Annotated in this window: 12 protein-coding genes; 6 read left to right on the top strand and 6 right to left on the bottom strand. The window is 62.0% G+C overall.

Annotation, left to right across the window (positions count from 1 at the left end):
• Positions 1–2: 2 nt before the first annotated feature.
• Positions 3–1799 carry an acyl-CoA dehydrogenase C-terminal domain-containing protein gene (locus tag LZ518_RS01560; protein ID WP_249914298.1) on the top strand — a complete coding sequence of 599 codons (1797 nt, stop codon included), beginning with the start codon at positions 3–5 and terminating at the stop codon, positions 1797–1799.
• Between the two features lie 3 nt (positions 1800–1802).
• On the opposite strand, the gene LZ518_RS01565 is transcribed toward LZ518_RS01560, so the two are convergent.
• The 3 genes from LZ518_RS01565 to LZ518_RS01575 all read right to left on the bottom strand — a co-directional run bounded on the left by LZ518_RS01565 (position 1803) and on the right by LZ518_RS01575 (position 6810).
• Entirely contained in the window at positions 1803–4496 is a 2694-nt protein-coding gene (locus tag LZ518_RS01565) for a putative bifunctional diguanylate cyclase/phosphodiesterase (protein ID WP_249914299.1), read from the bottom strand.
• A gap of 80 nt (positions 4497–4576) precedes the next feature.
• Positions 4577–5506: a cysteine synthase A gene (gene cysK / locus LZ518_RS01570; protein ID WP_249914300.1), complete on the bottom strand. Its 930-nt coding sequence runs from the start codon at positions 5504–5506 to the stop codon at positions 4577–4579.
• Between the two features lie 29 nt (positions 5507–5535).
• Positions 5536–6810, bottom strand: coding sequence for an MFS transporter (locus LZ518_RS01575; protein ID WP_249914301.1), 1275 nt, complete (start codon positions 6808–6810; stop codon positions 5536–5538).
• A gap of 141 nt (positions 6811–6951) precedes the next feature.
• On the opposite strand from LZ518_RS01575, the gene LZ518_RS01580 reads away from it, so the two are divergent.
• The 3 genes from LZ518_RS01580 to LZ518_RS01590 all read left to right on the top strand — a co-directional run bounded on the left by LZ518_RS01580 (position 6952) and on the right by LZ518_RS01590 (position 10788).
• Positions 6952–8688, top strand: a complete 1737-nt coding sequence (locus LZ518_RS01580) for a DUF885 domain-containing protein (protein ID WP_249914302.1) — start codon at positions 6952–6954, stop codon at positions 8686–8688.
• A gap of 38 nt (positions 8689–8726) precedes the next feature.
• Positions 8727–10091 carry a DNA repair protein RadA gene (radA, locus tag LZ518_RS01585; RefSeq protein WP_249914303.1) on the top strand — a complete coding sequence of 455 codons (1365 nt, stop codon included), beginning with the start codon at positions 8727–8729 and terminating at the stop codon, positions 10089–10091.
• Positions 10092–10302: 211 nt separating this feature from the next.
• Entirely contained in the window at positions 10303–10788 is a 486-nt protein-coding gene (locus LZ518_RS01590) for a nuclear transport factor 2 family protein (RefSeq protein WP_249914304.1), read from the top strand.
• Between the two features lie 104 nt (positions 10789–10892).
• On the opposite strand, the gene LZ518_RS01595 is transcribed toward LZ518_RS01590, so the two are convergent.
• Positions 10893–11282 (bottom strand): DUF4304 domain-containing protein, encoded by a 390-nt coding sequence (locus LZ518_RS01595; RefSeq protein WP_249914305.1) that lies wholly within the window; start codon positions 11280–11282, stop codon positions 10893–10895.
• Between the two features lie 486 nt (positions 11283–11768).
• Between LZ518_RS01595 and LZ518_RS01600 the strand changes: the two genes are divergently transcribed.
• Entirely contained in the window at positions 11769–11948 is a 180-nt protein-coding gene (locus LZ518_RS01600; RefSeq protein WP_249914306.1) for a hypothetical protein, read from the top strand.
• Between the two features lie 35 nt (positions 11949–11983).
• Here LZ518_RS01600 and LZ518_RS01605 read toward each other — a convergent pair whose 3' ends face one another.
• Complete coding sequence (locus LZ518_RS01605) at positions 11984–12187, bottom strand: hypothetical protein (RefSeq protein ID WP_249914307.1); 204 nt, start codon at positions 12185–12187, stop codon at positions 11984–11986.
• A gap of 182 nt (positions 12188–12369) precedes the next feature.
• Between LZ518_RS01605 and LZ518_RS01610 the strand changes: the two genes are divergently transcribed.
• A complete protein-coding gene (locus LZ518_RS01610) occupies positions 12370–13200 on the top strand; it encodes a class I SAM-dependent methyltransferase (protein ID WP_249914308.1) in 831 nt (276 codons plus the stop codon).
• A gap of 135 nt (positions 13201–13335) precedes the next feature.
• On the opposite strand, the gene LZ518_RS13500 is transcribed toward LZ518_RS01610, so the two are convergent.
• Positions 13336–13605 carry a helix-turn-helix domain-containing protein gene (locus LZ518_RS13500; protein ID WP_348538690.1) on the bottom strand — a complete coding sequence of 90 codons (270 nt, stop codon included), beginning with the start codon at positions 13603–13605 and terminating at the stop codon, positions 13336–13338.
• Between the last annotated feature and the right edge of the window lie 251 nt (positions 13606–13856).

Genomic DNA, 13856 nt, shown 5'->3' on the forward strand with positions numbered 1-13856 from the left:
AGATGCCCGTCTACGCCGCGCCGGTTCGCGACACCAAATATGTGCTCGACCATATCGTCGAAATGCAAAACTACTCCAACCTGCCGGGCTTCGCGGATGCGACGCCGGACCTGGTCGAAGCGATCCTGAGCGAAGGCGCGCGCTTTTGTGAGGAGGTGCTGCAACCGCTGAACCGCGTCGGCGACGAACAGGGCTGCAAGCGTAACGACGACGGATCGGTGACCACGCCGCCGGGCTTCAAGGAAGCCTGGGACCAGTTTGTCGCGGGGGGTTGGACCACCCTTCACTCGCCGCCGGAATATGGCGGCCAGGGCTTGCCGTCGGTCGTGTCGACGGCGATCGTCGAATATCTCTGTTCTTCGAACCACAGCTTCGAGATGTACAATGGCCTGACCCAGGGCGTGATCGCTGCACTCGTGATCAAGGGCAGCGAGGAACAAAAGACCAAATATCTACCCAACATGGTCGCCGGCCGCTGGACCGGGACGATGAACCTGACGGAACCGCATTGCGGCACCGACCTGGGCCTCTTGAAGACCAAGGCGGAACCCAACGGAGATGGCACCTATTCGATCAGCGGCACCAAGATATTCATTTCGTCCGGCGAACATGATCTCAGCGAGAATATCATCCACCTGGTGTTGGCCAAGATCGCCGGCGCACCCGACAATGTGAAGGGCATCTCGCTCTTCATCGTGCCCAAGTTTCTGGTCAACGAGGACGGCTCATTGGGTGAGCGCAACGCCGTTTCCTGCGGTTCGATCGAACATAAGATGGGCATCCACGGCAACTCGACCTGCGTGCTCAACTATGACGGAGCCAAGGGGTGGCTCGTCGGAGAGGCGGAAAAGGGCCTGGCGGCGATGTTCATCATGATGAACGCGGCGCGGCTGGGTGTCGGCCTGCAAGGCCTTGGGCAAGGCGAAGTCGCCTATCAGAACGCGGTGGCCTATGCGAAGGATCGACGGCAGGGGCGAGCGCTCAAGCCCGAAGATCGCGATCCCAACGCCAAGGCCGACAATCTGTTCGTCCATCCTGACGTGCGCCGCATGCTGATGGAGGCCAGGGCGTTCAACGAAGCTGCGCGCGCCCTGATCTTGTGGGGAGCGCTCCAGGTCGATCTCAGCCGCAAGGCCCAGACCGAGGAAGAGCGTCTCGCGGCAGACGATCTGATTTCGCTCCTGACCCCGGTCATCAAAGGCTACCTCACCGATCGCGGGTTCGAGGTAGCGGTCAACGCCCAGCAGGTGTTCGGCGGGCACGGCTATATCCGCGAATGGGGCATGGAGCAGTTCGTCCGCGATGCGCGGATCGCCCAGATTTACGAAGGCACGAACGGTGTCCAGGCGATGGACCTGGTCGGCCGCAAGCTGGCCCTTAACGGCGGTCGCGCGACCCGAGCCTTCTTCGAGCTGGTCGGCCGCGACATCGCGGAAGCCAAGGCGGCTGGCGATCCGGCCGGCGTTGCCGACCCGCTGGAAAAGGCGGTGGGTCACCTACAAGGCGCAACCATGTGGCTGGCGCAAAATGGCATGGCCGACCCCAACAATGCCGGGGCCGGTGCCTACGCCTATATGCAGCTGATGGGTCTCGTGACCCTGGGCTGGATGTGGCTGAAGATGGCCAGCGTTTCAGCCAAGCTGAAAGACGATGCGAGCGAGGACCGTGCCTTCCATGAGGCCAAGATCGCCACGGCCCGCTTCTTCGCTGACCGCGAGCTGGTCGCCGCCGGTGCGCTTCGCCGCAAGGTCGAGGCAGGGGCAGGCAGCCTGATGGCGCTGCCGGTTGAGGCTTTCTAAGGCTTAACTCGCGACCTTGTTGGGGCCCTGGTTGACGTACCAGGGTTGCAGCATGGTGACGTCGTTGCCCTTGGCTCGCTTGGCCGACAGGCGAGCCAGGTCGAACTGCTCGGCGAACTGCAGGCCGAACTTGCCGGCCTGAGCCCAGCGCACGATGCCGATTACCGGGCCGACGCCGACGATGTCGATCGTAATCGATTGGCCGGGCATGACGTTATCGGCGCACTCGACGAGCGCGCCCATCGCCGAAATATTGCGCAGCCGAATTTCGGTCGTCTTGCCGTTGATCGCGGCGATAGCGCGGCGCATCAGCCGCTGGCGAGGTTCGCGAATGCATTGGAAGCCTTCCGCTTCGACCCTGCTGCTGTTCGCCAGCTTGCGGGCTTCCTCGCCCGTCATCGGCTTGCCGAAAATATAGCCCTGGACCTGGCTGACGCCGAGCTCACGAATGAGGAACAGGTCGTCGTGGGTCTCGACGCCTTCGGCAGTGGTATCCATGTCCAGGCTATCGGCCAGGGTTACGATGGCGCGAATGATCGCGCCGTTGCGCTTTGTGGTAGACGCGGCGCCGCGGACAAAGCTCTGGTCGATCTTGATCTTGTCGAACGGCGCCTTCTTCAAATAACCGAGCGACGAATAGCCGGTACCGAAGTCATCGAGCGCAAGCCGGACGCCGAGCGACTTCAGGCGGGCGAAGGTGCCGTCGGTTGCGTCGCTATCGGCCAGGAAGACGCCCTCGGTAATCTCTAGTTCGAGGCGCTCGGGCCTGAATCCGTAGTCGGACAGCACCGCGGCGATCGTGTCGGTGATGTGAGGATCGTTGAACTGGATCGGTGAAAGATTGACGGCGATGCGGACGTGTTCCGGCCAGTGGGCCGCTTCGCCGACCGCGGACCGGAGGACAAATTCGCCGATCTTCCCGATCATCCCGCATTCCTCGGCGATGCCGATGAACTTGTCGGGGGAGATCATGCCGCGAGCCGGGTGGTTCCAACGGACCAGCGCTTCAAAGCCGGAGATTTCTTCCCCGGCGGCGAGCACGATCGGCTGATAGGCGACGAACATCTCTTGGCGCTCCAGCGCCAAGCGCAGGTCATGCTCGAGCCGCTGACGGTCGGTGGCCTCACTGTGCATCGCCGCTTCGTAAAAGCAATGCTTGCCCCGGCCGGCGGCCTTGGCAGCGTAAAGCGCAAGGTCCGCATTTCGGATCATGCTGTCGGCGCAGCTGCGGCCCGGGTCACCGATGGCGATGCCGACCGAAGCGCCGATGATCACGCGATGGCCCTCGATGATGTATGGGCGCGAAACCTGCTCGATCAGGGTACGGGCGAGGCTTTCCAGCAATCCTGTCTCGACCGTGCCGGGAAGCACGGCCTTGAACTCGTCGCCGCCCAGGCGGCCGACCTGGCCATGGTCGCCCATGACCGATTTCAATCGATCGGCGACTTGGCGAAGGAGCGCGTCGCCGATCGGGTGCCCAAGCGTGTCGTTGACGTTCTTGAACCGGTCCAGGTCAATCAGGAACAGCGAGCAGCCCTTGCGGCGGCTGGTGGCATTGCGAAGCGCCTCGTCGAGCGTCTGGCGCATCAGGGCGCGATTTGGCAGGCCGGTCAGGGAGTCGAAGCGGGCAAGGCGCGCCACTTCCTGCTCGGAGCGGCGCTGCTCGGTCAAATCGGTGCCGATGCCGCGGAAGCCGAGGAAACGGCCGCGCGAATCGAACAGGGGATTGCCGGAAAGGGACCAGTGAATGTCTTCGTCGGACGCGGCGCGGACGATGACGTCGCTGAACGGGAAACGCGCCGACAGGTGGAAGCCGAGCGTGCGCTCCTCCCGCATGCTATCGGGAGATCCGCTGTCGACTGACAGCAGATCGGTGAACTGGCGGCCGAGCAGTTCGTCTGGGTTGCATTTGAAATCGTCGGCCAGCTGCTGTGACACATAAGATAGTGTGCCGAGATTGTTGGTCTCCCAAAACCAGCCGCGGCCACTGTTTTCGAACTCGTCGACGAACTGCAGGGCTTTCCGGGCCTGCGCTTCCAGCGCGAGCCGAGCCCGGGCGTTGGTCAGCACGGTGCGGGCACTGGCAACCGTATAGGCAATGTTGACCACCGCGAGAAAGGTGATGCCGGCAAGAACTTCCGGCTGGCGCGACACGGCTAGGGCGCCAGTCATCGCGACCAGCGCATTGACGATGGCCACCGGAGGAGATGAGATCGACACGATCGTTGCAGCGCCAAGGCCGGCGCCGAACGACAGTGCGATGAAGGCCGCGTGGGAACTGTGCAATGTGCAATCCAGCGTGAGGCCGTAGGCCATCCACAGTGCGCCGCTGATGCCGATGTAACCGCACAATCCTCCCGCCACGGTTCGGGGTGACAGGCGAAGCTTGTCGCGAAACCAGAGGCCGGCAAATGCCAAGCCGTCGAGCGCCAATACCGCCAGCAGTGGAATCAGGGGATTGCAGCTAACCGGCGCGAACAGCGACATTGGCTGAACCAGGAAACAGGCTAGGCCCCAGACGAGGTGGGTTGCCCCAAGGAGTGCGGGCGCGAGGTCGAACATCGCGACGCGCTGCGCCGCCAAATGATCGTCGTCCGACGTGTCAGGAACCCTCAGGTCAAACGTCAAAGCGTCCTGAACCGTGGCCCGATCACTGGTGTTTTCGCCGTCAGAAACGGCGAACCTCGCCCTACGCATCCCCTGATACACTCCTTCGAGTATCAGCAGTTAACTCGAAAGGATTAACGTACGGTCAAATAGAGGGGGTTTTGCCGGTCTTAACCTTGTTCTTCCGGCAGGAAATCCGGGACCGACAGATAACGCTCTCCGGTGTCATAATTGAAACCGAAAACTCGCGGATTTGCGCCAAGTTCAGGAAGCTTTTGAGCAATTGCAGCGAGCGTCGCTCCGGACGAAATGCCAATCAGCATGCCTTCTTCGCGCGCCGCCCGCCGCGCCATCTCCTTCGCATCGTCCGGCGCGACCTTGATAATTCCATCGAGCAGGCTGGTATTCATGATGGCCGGGATGAAGCCGGCGCCAATGCCCTGAATTGGATGAGGGCCGGGCTCGCCGCCCGACAGGACCGGAGAAAGCGTTGGTTCTACTGCAAAAATCTTCAAATCCGGCCATTCCTTCTTGAGGATTTCAGCGCAGCCGGTGATGTGACCGCCAGTGCCAACGCCGGTAATAATCGCATGTGGCGGCGCATCACCGAAATCGCGCAATATTTCCTGCGCCGTAGTCCGCCGATGAACTTCGAGATTGGCTGGATTTTCAAACTGTTGCGGCATCCAGGCGCCGTCGGTCGAGGCGACTATTTCTTCCGCACGGGCGATTGAACCCTTCATTCCCTTTTCACGCGGCGTAAGCTCGAATTCGGCGCCATAGGCAAGCATCAGCCTGCGCCGTTCGACGCTCATGCTGTCGGGCATGACCAAAATAAGCCGATATCCCTTGACCGCCGCGACCATCGCCAAACCAATGCCAGTGTTTCCCGAAGTCGGCTCGACGATTACCCCGCCGGGCTTGAGCTTGCCGCCGGCTTCCGCATCCTCGACCATCGCCAATGCGATGCGGTCCTTGATCGACCCGCCCGGATTGGACCGCTCTTGCTTGATCCACACCTCTGCCCGGTCGCCGAACAGCCGGTTGATGCGGACATGCGGCGTGTTGCCGATGGTCTCGAGAATGTTGGCGGCCTTCATTGGTCTTTCTCCTTGAAGCTCAGCTTGGTTCAGGCGCCGCCGGCAATGACGGCATCTTCCGGCGGGGGTTCGGCAAGTGCGAATGTACGGGCGCGGCGTAATTCTGGGAACAGCAGTGCCCAGGTCAGGGTAACGGCGATCGCCGCAATGCCTCCCGCCACGGTCGCAGCAACCGGGCCCAGCAGTGCTGCCGTGAAGCCGCTGCGGGTTTCGCCGAGCTCGTTTGATGCGGAAATCGCCAGTGTCGACGCCGCCGCCACCCGGCCGCGCATCTCGTCGGGCGTGTGGAGCTGAATCAGTGACTGGCGGATGTAGACCGAGAACATGTCGGCCGCGCCGAGCGTTGCGAGCATCGCCAGGGACAGGAAATAGCTGGTCGACAGGCCGAACACCGCGGTAGCGCCACCGAATATGACGACCGCGGTCAGCATCTTGACCCCGACATCGGTCTTGATTGGCCGAAATGAGAAGAAGATGGCGGTCAGGGTCGCGCCGGCCGCCGGCGCTGCCCGAAGGGGGCCGAGCCCGTCCGCGCCGACCTGCAATATGTCGCGGGCGTAAAGTGGCAGCATGGCGGTCACTCCGCCCAACAGCACTGCGAACAGATCGAGCGTGATCGCGCCAAGCACCAGCCGGTTCCGGCGAATATAAACAAGGCCGTCGACCATCTGCCTGAGGGGGCTGCCCGGCTTGAGCGCCGTCCGCGGCAATGGGCCGATCGTGAACATGCAGGCTGCGGAAAAAGCGAACAATATGACGCTGAGGCCGTAGGGAAGATGCGGCATCACATCATATAATATGCCGCCCAGCGCGGGCCCGACAATTGCACCCGTCTGCCATGCGGTAGAGCTCAGCGCGATCGCATTGGGCAGAATTTCGCGCGGCACCAGGTTCGGCGCCATTGCGCCCAGTGCCGGCCCGGCGAACGCCCGCGCAACTCCCAGAAGCGCAGCGACACCGAACAGGATCGGCAGGCTGATGAACCCGCCCCAGGTCGACCACAGCAGGATCAATGCGCACAGCAGTTCAAGCAGGATCACGGCCCGCGCGACGTGGCGCCGGTCAAGCCGGTCGGCCGTCCATCCGCTGATCGGGGTCAGCAGGAACAAGGGGACGAACTGGACCAGGCCGATCAGGCCGAGCTGGAACGCCGCGGCATGAATGTCCATCGTCTGGCGGGCGATGTCATAAACCTGCCAGCCAATGACGATGACCATCGCCATCTGTCCGATGGTGGTGGTCAGGCGCGCGAGCCAGAAGGCCCGGAAGTCGGGGATTCGAAGCGGCTCGGGTATCAGCGCCATGGCCGCGCGGTAGCCAAGTGGGTTGCGCCGCGCAACTTGAGCATGGCTGCAAACGCTGGTCGATGCCCTCTGCCGGTTCGTCTCTTGCCGGTGGACAGCCGGCGGCCTAGGCACCCTGCTCGTTCGGGAGAGGAGACAAGCATGCGTCCCATGGTGATTGCGTCGGCAATGGCGCTCGCACTGGTAGCGAGCGGCTGCAAGGTTTCGACGGTTCCGGAAAATGGCTCGGCCGAAACGACGGCAGGGCAGGCTGACTGGCCGGCGTTCGTCAACAATTTCATCGAGGCAAGCTTCAAGTCCAATCCGGGCTTCGCCGTGGTCCAGGGCCGCCACGAATATGACGGCCAGATCTCCGACCTGTCGTCCGCCGCGATCCAGGGCGAAGTCGACCGGTTGAAGAAGGTCATTGCTGATGCCGAAGGCTTTACTGACGACAAGCTGACGCCCGAACAGCGCTACGAGCGCGATTATCTGGTTGCCGTGGCCAAGGGCCAGCTGTTCTGGATCGACCCGACCGGCGCCGACCAGCTGCATCACAATCCGGCTGCCTATCTCGGGTTCGTTGACCCATCGGTCTACATCACCGTGCCCTATGCACCGAAGGAGCAACGGCTGAAGGCCTATATCAAATTCCTGCAGAACGTCCCGCGCGCGGTCGAGCAGATGCGCGCCAACATCCAGACGCCGATGGCGACCAGCTTCGTCGATTATGCCAAGTCCGCGTTCGGCGGGTTCGCCACCTATTATCCGGGCGACGGCGTCGCGGCCTGGAAGGGCGTCGGGACGGCGGAGGATCAGCAGGCGCTGAAGACCGCGACCGACAATGCGGTCAAGGCGATGCAGGAAACGGTTACGTGGGTCGAGAGCCAGCGGGCCGCATCCAAGCCCAACTTCGCGCTGGGCAAGGACAAATTCCAGCGAATGCTCGCCGATACGGAAATGGTGACGACCCCGGTCGAGGAACTTGAGCGCATCGGCCGCGCTGACCTGGCCGCCAACCAGAAGCTATTGGGCGAAGCGTGCGCCCGCTATGCCCCCGGCGCGGCAATTCCGGCCTGCATGGAAAAGATGAATGCCAACAAGCCGCAGGGCGGCGCGGTGGCCGGGGCGAGGGCCCAGCTCGCGGGCCTCAAGCAGTTCATCCAGGAGCACGATATCGTCACCATTCCCGGGCCGGAAGAAGCCAAGGTCGAGGAGGCGCCGCCGTACAACAGGCAGAATTTCGCCTACATCAACATCCCTGGCCCGTACGAGAAGGGGCTGCCGTCGGTCTATTACATCGCACCGCCCGATCCGAGCTGGCCCAAGGCCGAGCAGGACGGGTTCGTGCCAGGCCAGGCCGATCTACTATTCACCTCGGTGCACGAGGTATGGCCAGGCCATTTCCTCAACTTCCTCCACGCCAACCGGTCGAAGAATATGTTTGGCCGCGTGTTCGTCGGCTACGCCTTTGCCGAAGGCTGGGCGCACTACACCGAGGAGATGATGCGGGTGAAAGGTGTCGGCGGCGGGACCGACGAGACCCTTATCGGCCAGCTGTCCAACGCCCTGCTTCGCGATTGCCGCTATTTGTCGGCGATCGGCATGCACACCGGGTCGATGACGCAAGCGCAGAGCTTCGATCTGTTCAAGAACCAATGTTACCAGGATGTCGGCAACGCGCGTCAGCAGGCCGCCCGCGGGACCTATGATCCCGCCTATCTCAACTATACCATGGGCAAGCTGATGATCCGCAAATTGCGGGACGATTGGTCGGCCAGCCGCGGCGGCGAGAAGGCGTGGAAGTCGTTCCACGACCAGTTCCTGAGCTTCGGCGGACCGCCGATCCCGCTGGTTCGCCAGCAGATGATGAACGGCAAGGCCGAGGCGGTGTTTTAGCGCTTTTCGTTCGCTGTTTGTTCCGGTAAGCTGCGCGCATGGCGAAACTGAAGACGCGATATATTTGCCAGGCGTGCGGCTCCGAACAGCATCGCTGGCAGGGCCAATGCCCCGACTGCGCCGAATGGAATACGCTCGCCCAGGAGGCGGCCGCGCCAACGGTCTTTTCGGCCAGGCATGACCTCAGCAGCGGCGGCCGCGCGGTTGAGCTGGTCGGGCTCGACGCGATTGTCGCGCTGCCTGACCGGATGCGGACCGGGATCGCGGAGTTCGACCGGGCGATCGGCGGCGGGATCGTGTCGGGATCGGCAATGCTGCTCGGCGGCGATCCGGGCATCGGCAAGTCGACCCTGTTGCTTCAGGTCGCGGCCGAGCTCGCCAATGCCGGGCGCAAGGTCGTTTATGTTTCCGGCGAGGAAGCTGCCGACCAGGTTCGGTTGCGGGCAATCCGGCTGGGGCTGGGCGGAGCGCCGGTGCAGCTGGCCGCGGCGACCTCGGTGCGCGACATTTTGACTACGGTAACGACCGGCGAGCCGCCGGCGCTGCTGGTGATCGATTCCATCCAGACGATGCACAGCGACCTGATCGAGGGCGCGCCGGGAACTGTCAGCCAGGTCCGCGCTTCGGCGCAGGAACTGGTGCGTTTCGCCAAGGAACGCGGCACGGCCGTGGTTCTGGTCGGCCATGTCACAAAGGACGGGACCATCGCCGGTCCGCGCGTGCTCGAACATATGGTCGACACGGTGCTCGGCTTCGAAGGCGAGCGCAGCCACCAGTACCGCATTCTCAGAGCCGCCAAGAACCGCTTCGGCGGCACTGACGAGATTGGCGTGTTCGCCATGGAAGGCGGCGGCCTGGCGGAAGTGCCCAATCCGTCGGCGCTGTTCCTGACCCAGCGCGGCGAGCCGGTCAGCGGAACCAGCGTCTTCCCGGCATTGGAGGGAACGCGTCCGGTGCTGGTCGAGATCCAGGCGCTGACGGTGCGGCTGGCCAGCGGAGCGACGCCGCGGCGGGCAGCGGTCGGCTGGGACGGCGGGCGGCTGGCGATGATCCTGGCGGTGCTGGAAGCCCGCTGCGGGCTAAGCTTCGCCACCACCGAAGTCTATTTGAACATCGCCGGGGGCTATCGGCTCAGCGATCCGGCGGCTGACCTGGCCGTGGCGGCGGCGCTGGTTTCGGCGATGAGCGAACGGCCGGTGCCGCAGGAAGCGGTGGTGATGGGCGAAATCGCCTTGTCCGGCGAAGTCCGGCCGGTGGCGCATGCGGGGCTCAGGCTCAAGGAAGCGGCCAAGCTTGGATTCGACCGTGCCTGGGCGCCCAGGGGGACGGAAGGGCCGGGCGGGATCGCCCTGACGCGCTTCGACCGGCTACGGGAATTGGTCGATCAGATTCTCGGCCGCTAAAGTCCGCATTGGGTGCAAGGCGGACGTTGGGATTCCCGGCGACGATGGCGGGATTCGGTTGCAGCTCCATCGCGTCCCATTGAGAATGTTTCGCTACCTTAACAGTTTGACTCCCGGTCCGTGCAGGCTCAAGGGCGCTGCTCCGGCACATCGCAGCGGGAGTGAAGGTGCCGGTCACGATCGACCCGTTGCGGACTGCAGGGGGCATGAAATGAAACTTGCATCCACCTTGCGTACGCTCGCCATCGGCGGGACGGTTTGTGCTTTCGTCTTGGTAACGCCGGCCTTGGCTGCGGACGATCCCAAGGTCACCGCGGAAATAACCGCGCTCGCACGAGCCCAGTGGGCCTCGGAAATAGCCGGAGAATCTGCCGCCCAGCAGATGGCCTCGGCCGCCGACGACTATACCGAATTCAACGGTGACTATCCGACACGTATCGACGGCAAGGCCATGGCCACCCGCATGTCGGAAGTGGCGCCCTATCAAAAGACCGTCTTCGCCGACATGCAAAACGCCAAGGTCCAGACCTATGGCGACACCGCGATCTTGACCTACAATTACGCCGGGATCACGCGTGGTGCCGATGGCAAGACCCAACCGACGGTTGCCAAGTCGACCCGTGTCTATGTCAAGAGCGGCGGCCAGTGGAAGTTGGTCCATGCCAACTTCGCTCCGGTGCCGGCGCCAGCTAATTGATCGAACGCGTTGGGAGTGAGGCCTTGCCTCACTCCCGCTCGATTGTCGCGGCGGCCGACCCACCTTGCGAATGACCGCAATGGGTCGAAAGTGGTCATTAGTAATTAGGTCAGGAGGTCCCGCAGGTCCTTTGCCATAAGTCCTGTGACGCGCCCTGCACGTTCCGCGTCGCGGAGGTCGCTGAGAGTGTTCAATTCGTCAGCCGCTGCGAAAAGCGTCGCAAGGTCACTCGCACCCAAATCCTCGCCACGAGTGCGGAACTTGAACTTGCTCTCCGCCACTGTTGGCGGCTCGCGAATCGCGAGCGGCCACAGAGCAAAGTTGAGATGATGATCGTCTGACGACCACTGAGACTTTTGCAGATTGACCAACTGCACAAAGTCAGCCGTTCGCCGAACCCAATTTTGCTGGCCTTTGCGCGTGAAGCCATGTTGCTGCGCGGCACGGTCAAGCTCTTCCGGGTTTAATTTCGAGAATGGATTATCCTCTGCCATGACCTCTCATCACATGACCAACCTAATTACCGCAATGGATGGAAAGCGGACATTTGCCTACATCATTGGGAAGCGCGGTTTCACTTCGTCGGACACGCTCATCATCAGGTGCTCTTCCATTACTCGTTTCCGGTCTCGTCGTTCGCTCACGATCGTCGGATCCGTGTAATCGCATTTGCCTCGACACGCGTTGCGCATGGAGGCGTCGAGCCATTCCCGAACAGGCTTTTGACAGTTTCCTACGGCCTGACGGGCGCGCTCGGCTGAAACCTTGGAGCCATTCGGCACTTGGCTCTGCACACACTGCTCAGCCGCAACCTTCGGGTCGGTCCAAGCGGGCGTGCATGCCCCGATGGCCAAACCCAAAGCGTATCCGATGTATCGCATCAATGAGTGCATCGGGCGTTTCGCTAATGACCGCAATGGGTGGAAAGCGGTCATTGCTGCCAGATAGCTTGTAAGCCAATCTGTCGACGGAGGCGGCTAATGGCTCAGCACACCGAAACCGACTACTACGCTTACTTCTTTAATGGGCTGGCCGGCATCATCGATGATGCTGAGCAAGGCGGCTACGACAGGGAAGCAACCGCCTTGCTCAGACAAGCGCAGGCGCTCTTTGAGGAGGAGTTCAAGCGGCGACATCCCGAGTGGTGGAACACGGCCTAGCGTCCGCAATGGGTGGAAAGCGGTCATTTCACGGCCTAGTCGCTCTTTATCGCATGGAGCATTTCTTGAGCTTCCAGCAGACGTCGGATCTCCGCTTCGCGGTGCACGACCTGACGCTTGGCTGCGGCCTGGAACTCGGTGCTTTCGAGCAGGATCATCTGGTCGCGCCAGAAGCGGAGCGATTCCCGCGCCTGCAGGATTTCGTCGTCGAGTTGAGCAAGCAACCGATTACGCGGCATAACAATACCCCCACACTTGCAACCCCTGCAGAACCGATTTTCCGCGCAATTGCAAGGGTTTGGAATTGGGAGCGAGCGGACGATCCTCGAATGACTCTTGCGCAAGGGAGTATGCCGGATAGGTAATCCCTTTTGCGCCTTCGCTTGAAATGTTCGGGCGGGCTGCTGATACGGGCCACGCCGTGAAAAATATCGATCATGCGACCGTCGAGGGTTTTGGCCGTGAGTGGGACTCGTTCGACCAGTCTGCGCTTAGCGACGCGGACGCGCAGAGTATGTTCGGCGACTATTTCTCCATGTTCGACTTCACCGATCTTGGTGAAGGCTTCGATTTGGGCTGTGGTTCTGGCCGCTGGGCCAAGTTAGTCGCACCCCGCTGCCGAACGCTGCACTGCATCGATCCATCTGATGCGATCGAAGTCGCCCGGCGCAATCTCTCCGACTGCCCCAATGTCACCTTCCACCGCGCCTCAGCCGACGACATCCCGCTTGCCGATGGGAGCCAGAATTTCGGTTACAGCCTTGGCGTACTTCATCACATTCCCGACCCGGAGGTTGCGCTCCGAAATGCAGTCGCGAAGCTGAAACCTGGTGGCCAGTTCCTCCTCTACATTTACTATCGCTTCGACAATCGCCCGCTCTGGTTCCGCCTGCTGTGGCGCGGATCGGACATTGGGAGACGGGTTGTTTCCAATCTCCCCTTCTCCGCTCGCAAGGGCGTCGCGGGAGCGATCGCCGCAACCACCTATTGGCCGCTCGCTAGGGTCGCCCGGCTGGTCGAGAAGTCGGGCCGAGACCCTTCCTCCATCCCGCTCAACTGGTATCGAAACCTGAGCTTCTACACGATGCGCACCGACGCTCTCGACCGGTTCGGAACGAGGTTGGAGCAGCGCTTCACCAGGGCCGAGATTCAGGCAATGATGGAGCGTTGCGGACTTGAGAATATCCGCTTTTCTGACCGCGCTCCCTATTGGGTGGCACTCGGAACGCGCTGTGCGTCAAGCGTCGCTTGATCTGCGGCTCAATGTCCGTCATTTCTAGCAGGCCGAGAGGCTCCGCCGGGGAATGAACTGCTCCCCGGCGGAAAACTGCCTCGCTTGTTTTGACGGGAGGCGGCAGAGTGGCGGACACGATGGCTGACAGCTCGTTCAGTTTTGCGTTTGAGTAAGGCTCCGGACCGAAGCCATTTTGACCAACGTACGGTTTCCAATTTTGACCGCCTGAAGTTGCCCATCTCCTATTAATTTGTAGATCGTTGTTCGGCCAAGCCCCAGCAACCCGACAGCGTCCTTGATTGACAGCATCAACGGTTCGTTGGGTCGAGCCTGAACGGGGTCGACGGGTCGCTTAATCTCCACCCGTTCAACTTCCTCTGAATCCTCCACCGATAGCGCTCGACCCTCGCATTCATCGGCCATTTCTGTCAGGCGTCGCCGCAACTCGTCTGTCAATTGGACAAGATTGCGACATTTGGCAGCTACTTCGCGATACAAGCGGGCGTCTCTTCTGGTCACGGGCTGAAAACGCTCGGCTCGGATTCTTTATCCTAGCTGCGCGGTTTTTGCCGGTGCGGCGCTCGTTGCTGGGCACCGGCAAACAGGGGAACAAATCGTTTGCGGTGCTAATGGCAGAAATGGGTCGAAAGCGGTCATAAACGCGGCGAAGAATT

The organism is Sphingomonas brevis, assembly GCF_023516505.1.
GTDB lineage: Bacteria > Pseudomonadota > Alphaproteobacteria > Sphingomonadales > Sphingomonadaceae > Sphingomicrobium > Sphingomicrobium breve.

What these genes read in the sequence shown, in the direction of transcription:
- LZ518_RS01600 (WP_249914306.1), top strand. Translation starts at nt 11,769, where the DNA reads ATGGCTCAGCACACCGAAACCGACTACTACGCTTACTTCTTTAATGGG.
- cysK (WP_249914300.1), bottom strand. Translation starts at nt 5,506, where the DNA reads ATGAAGGCCGCCAACATTCTCGAGACCATCGGCAACACGCCGCATGTC.
- LZ518_RS01575 (WP_249914301.1), bottom strand. Translation starts at nt 6,810, where the DNA reads ATGGCGCTGATACCCGAGCCGCTTCGAATCCCCGACTTCCGGGCCTTC.
- LZ518_RS01580 (WP_249914302.1), top strand. Translation starts at nt 6,952, where the DNA reads ATGCGTCCCATGGTGATTGCGTCGGCAATGGCGCTCGCACTGGTAGCG.
- radA (WP_249914303.1), top strand. Translation starts at nt 8,727, where the DNA reads ATGGCGAAACTGAAGACGCGATATATTTGCCAGGCGTGCGGCTCCGAA.
- LZ518_RS01605 (WP_249914307.1), bottom strand. Translation starts at nt 12,187, where the DNA reads ATGCCGCGTAATCGGTTGCTTGCTCAACTCGACGACGAAATCCTGCAG.
- LZ518_RS01590 (WP_249914304.1), top strand. Translation starts at nt 10,303, where the DNA reads ATGAAACTTGCATCCACCTTGCGTACGCTCGCCATCGGCGGGACGGTT.
- LZ518_RS13500 (WP_348538690.1), bottom strand. Translation starts at nt 13,605, where the DNA reads ATGGCCGATGAATGCGAGGGTCGAGCGCTATCGGTGGAGGATTCAGAG.
- LZ518_RS01595 (WP_249914305.1), bottom strand. Translation starts at nt 11,282, where the DNA reads ATGGCAGAGGATAATCCATTCTCGAAATTAAACCCGGAAGAGCTTGAC.
- LZ518_RS01560 (WP_249914298.1), top strand. Translation starts at nt 3, where the DNA reads ATGCCCGTCTACGCCGCGCCGGTTCGCGACACCAAATATGTGCTCGAC.
- LZ518_RS01565 (WP_249914299.1), bottom strand. Translation starts at nt 4,496, where the DNA reads ATGCGTAGGGCGAGGTTCGCCGTTTCTGACGGCGAAAACACCAGTGAT.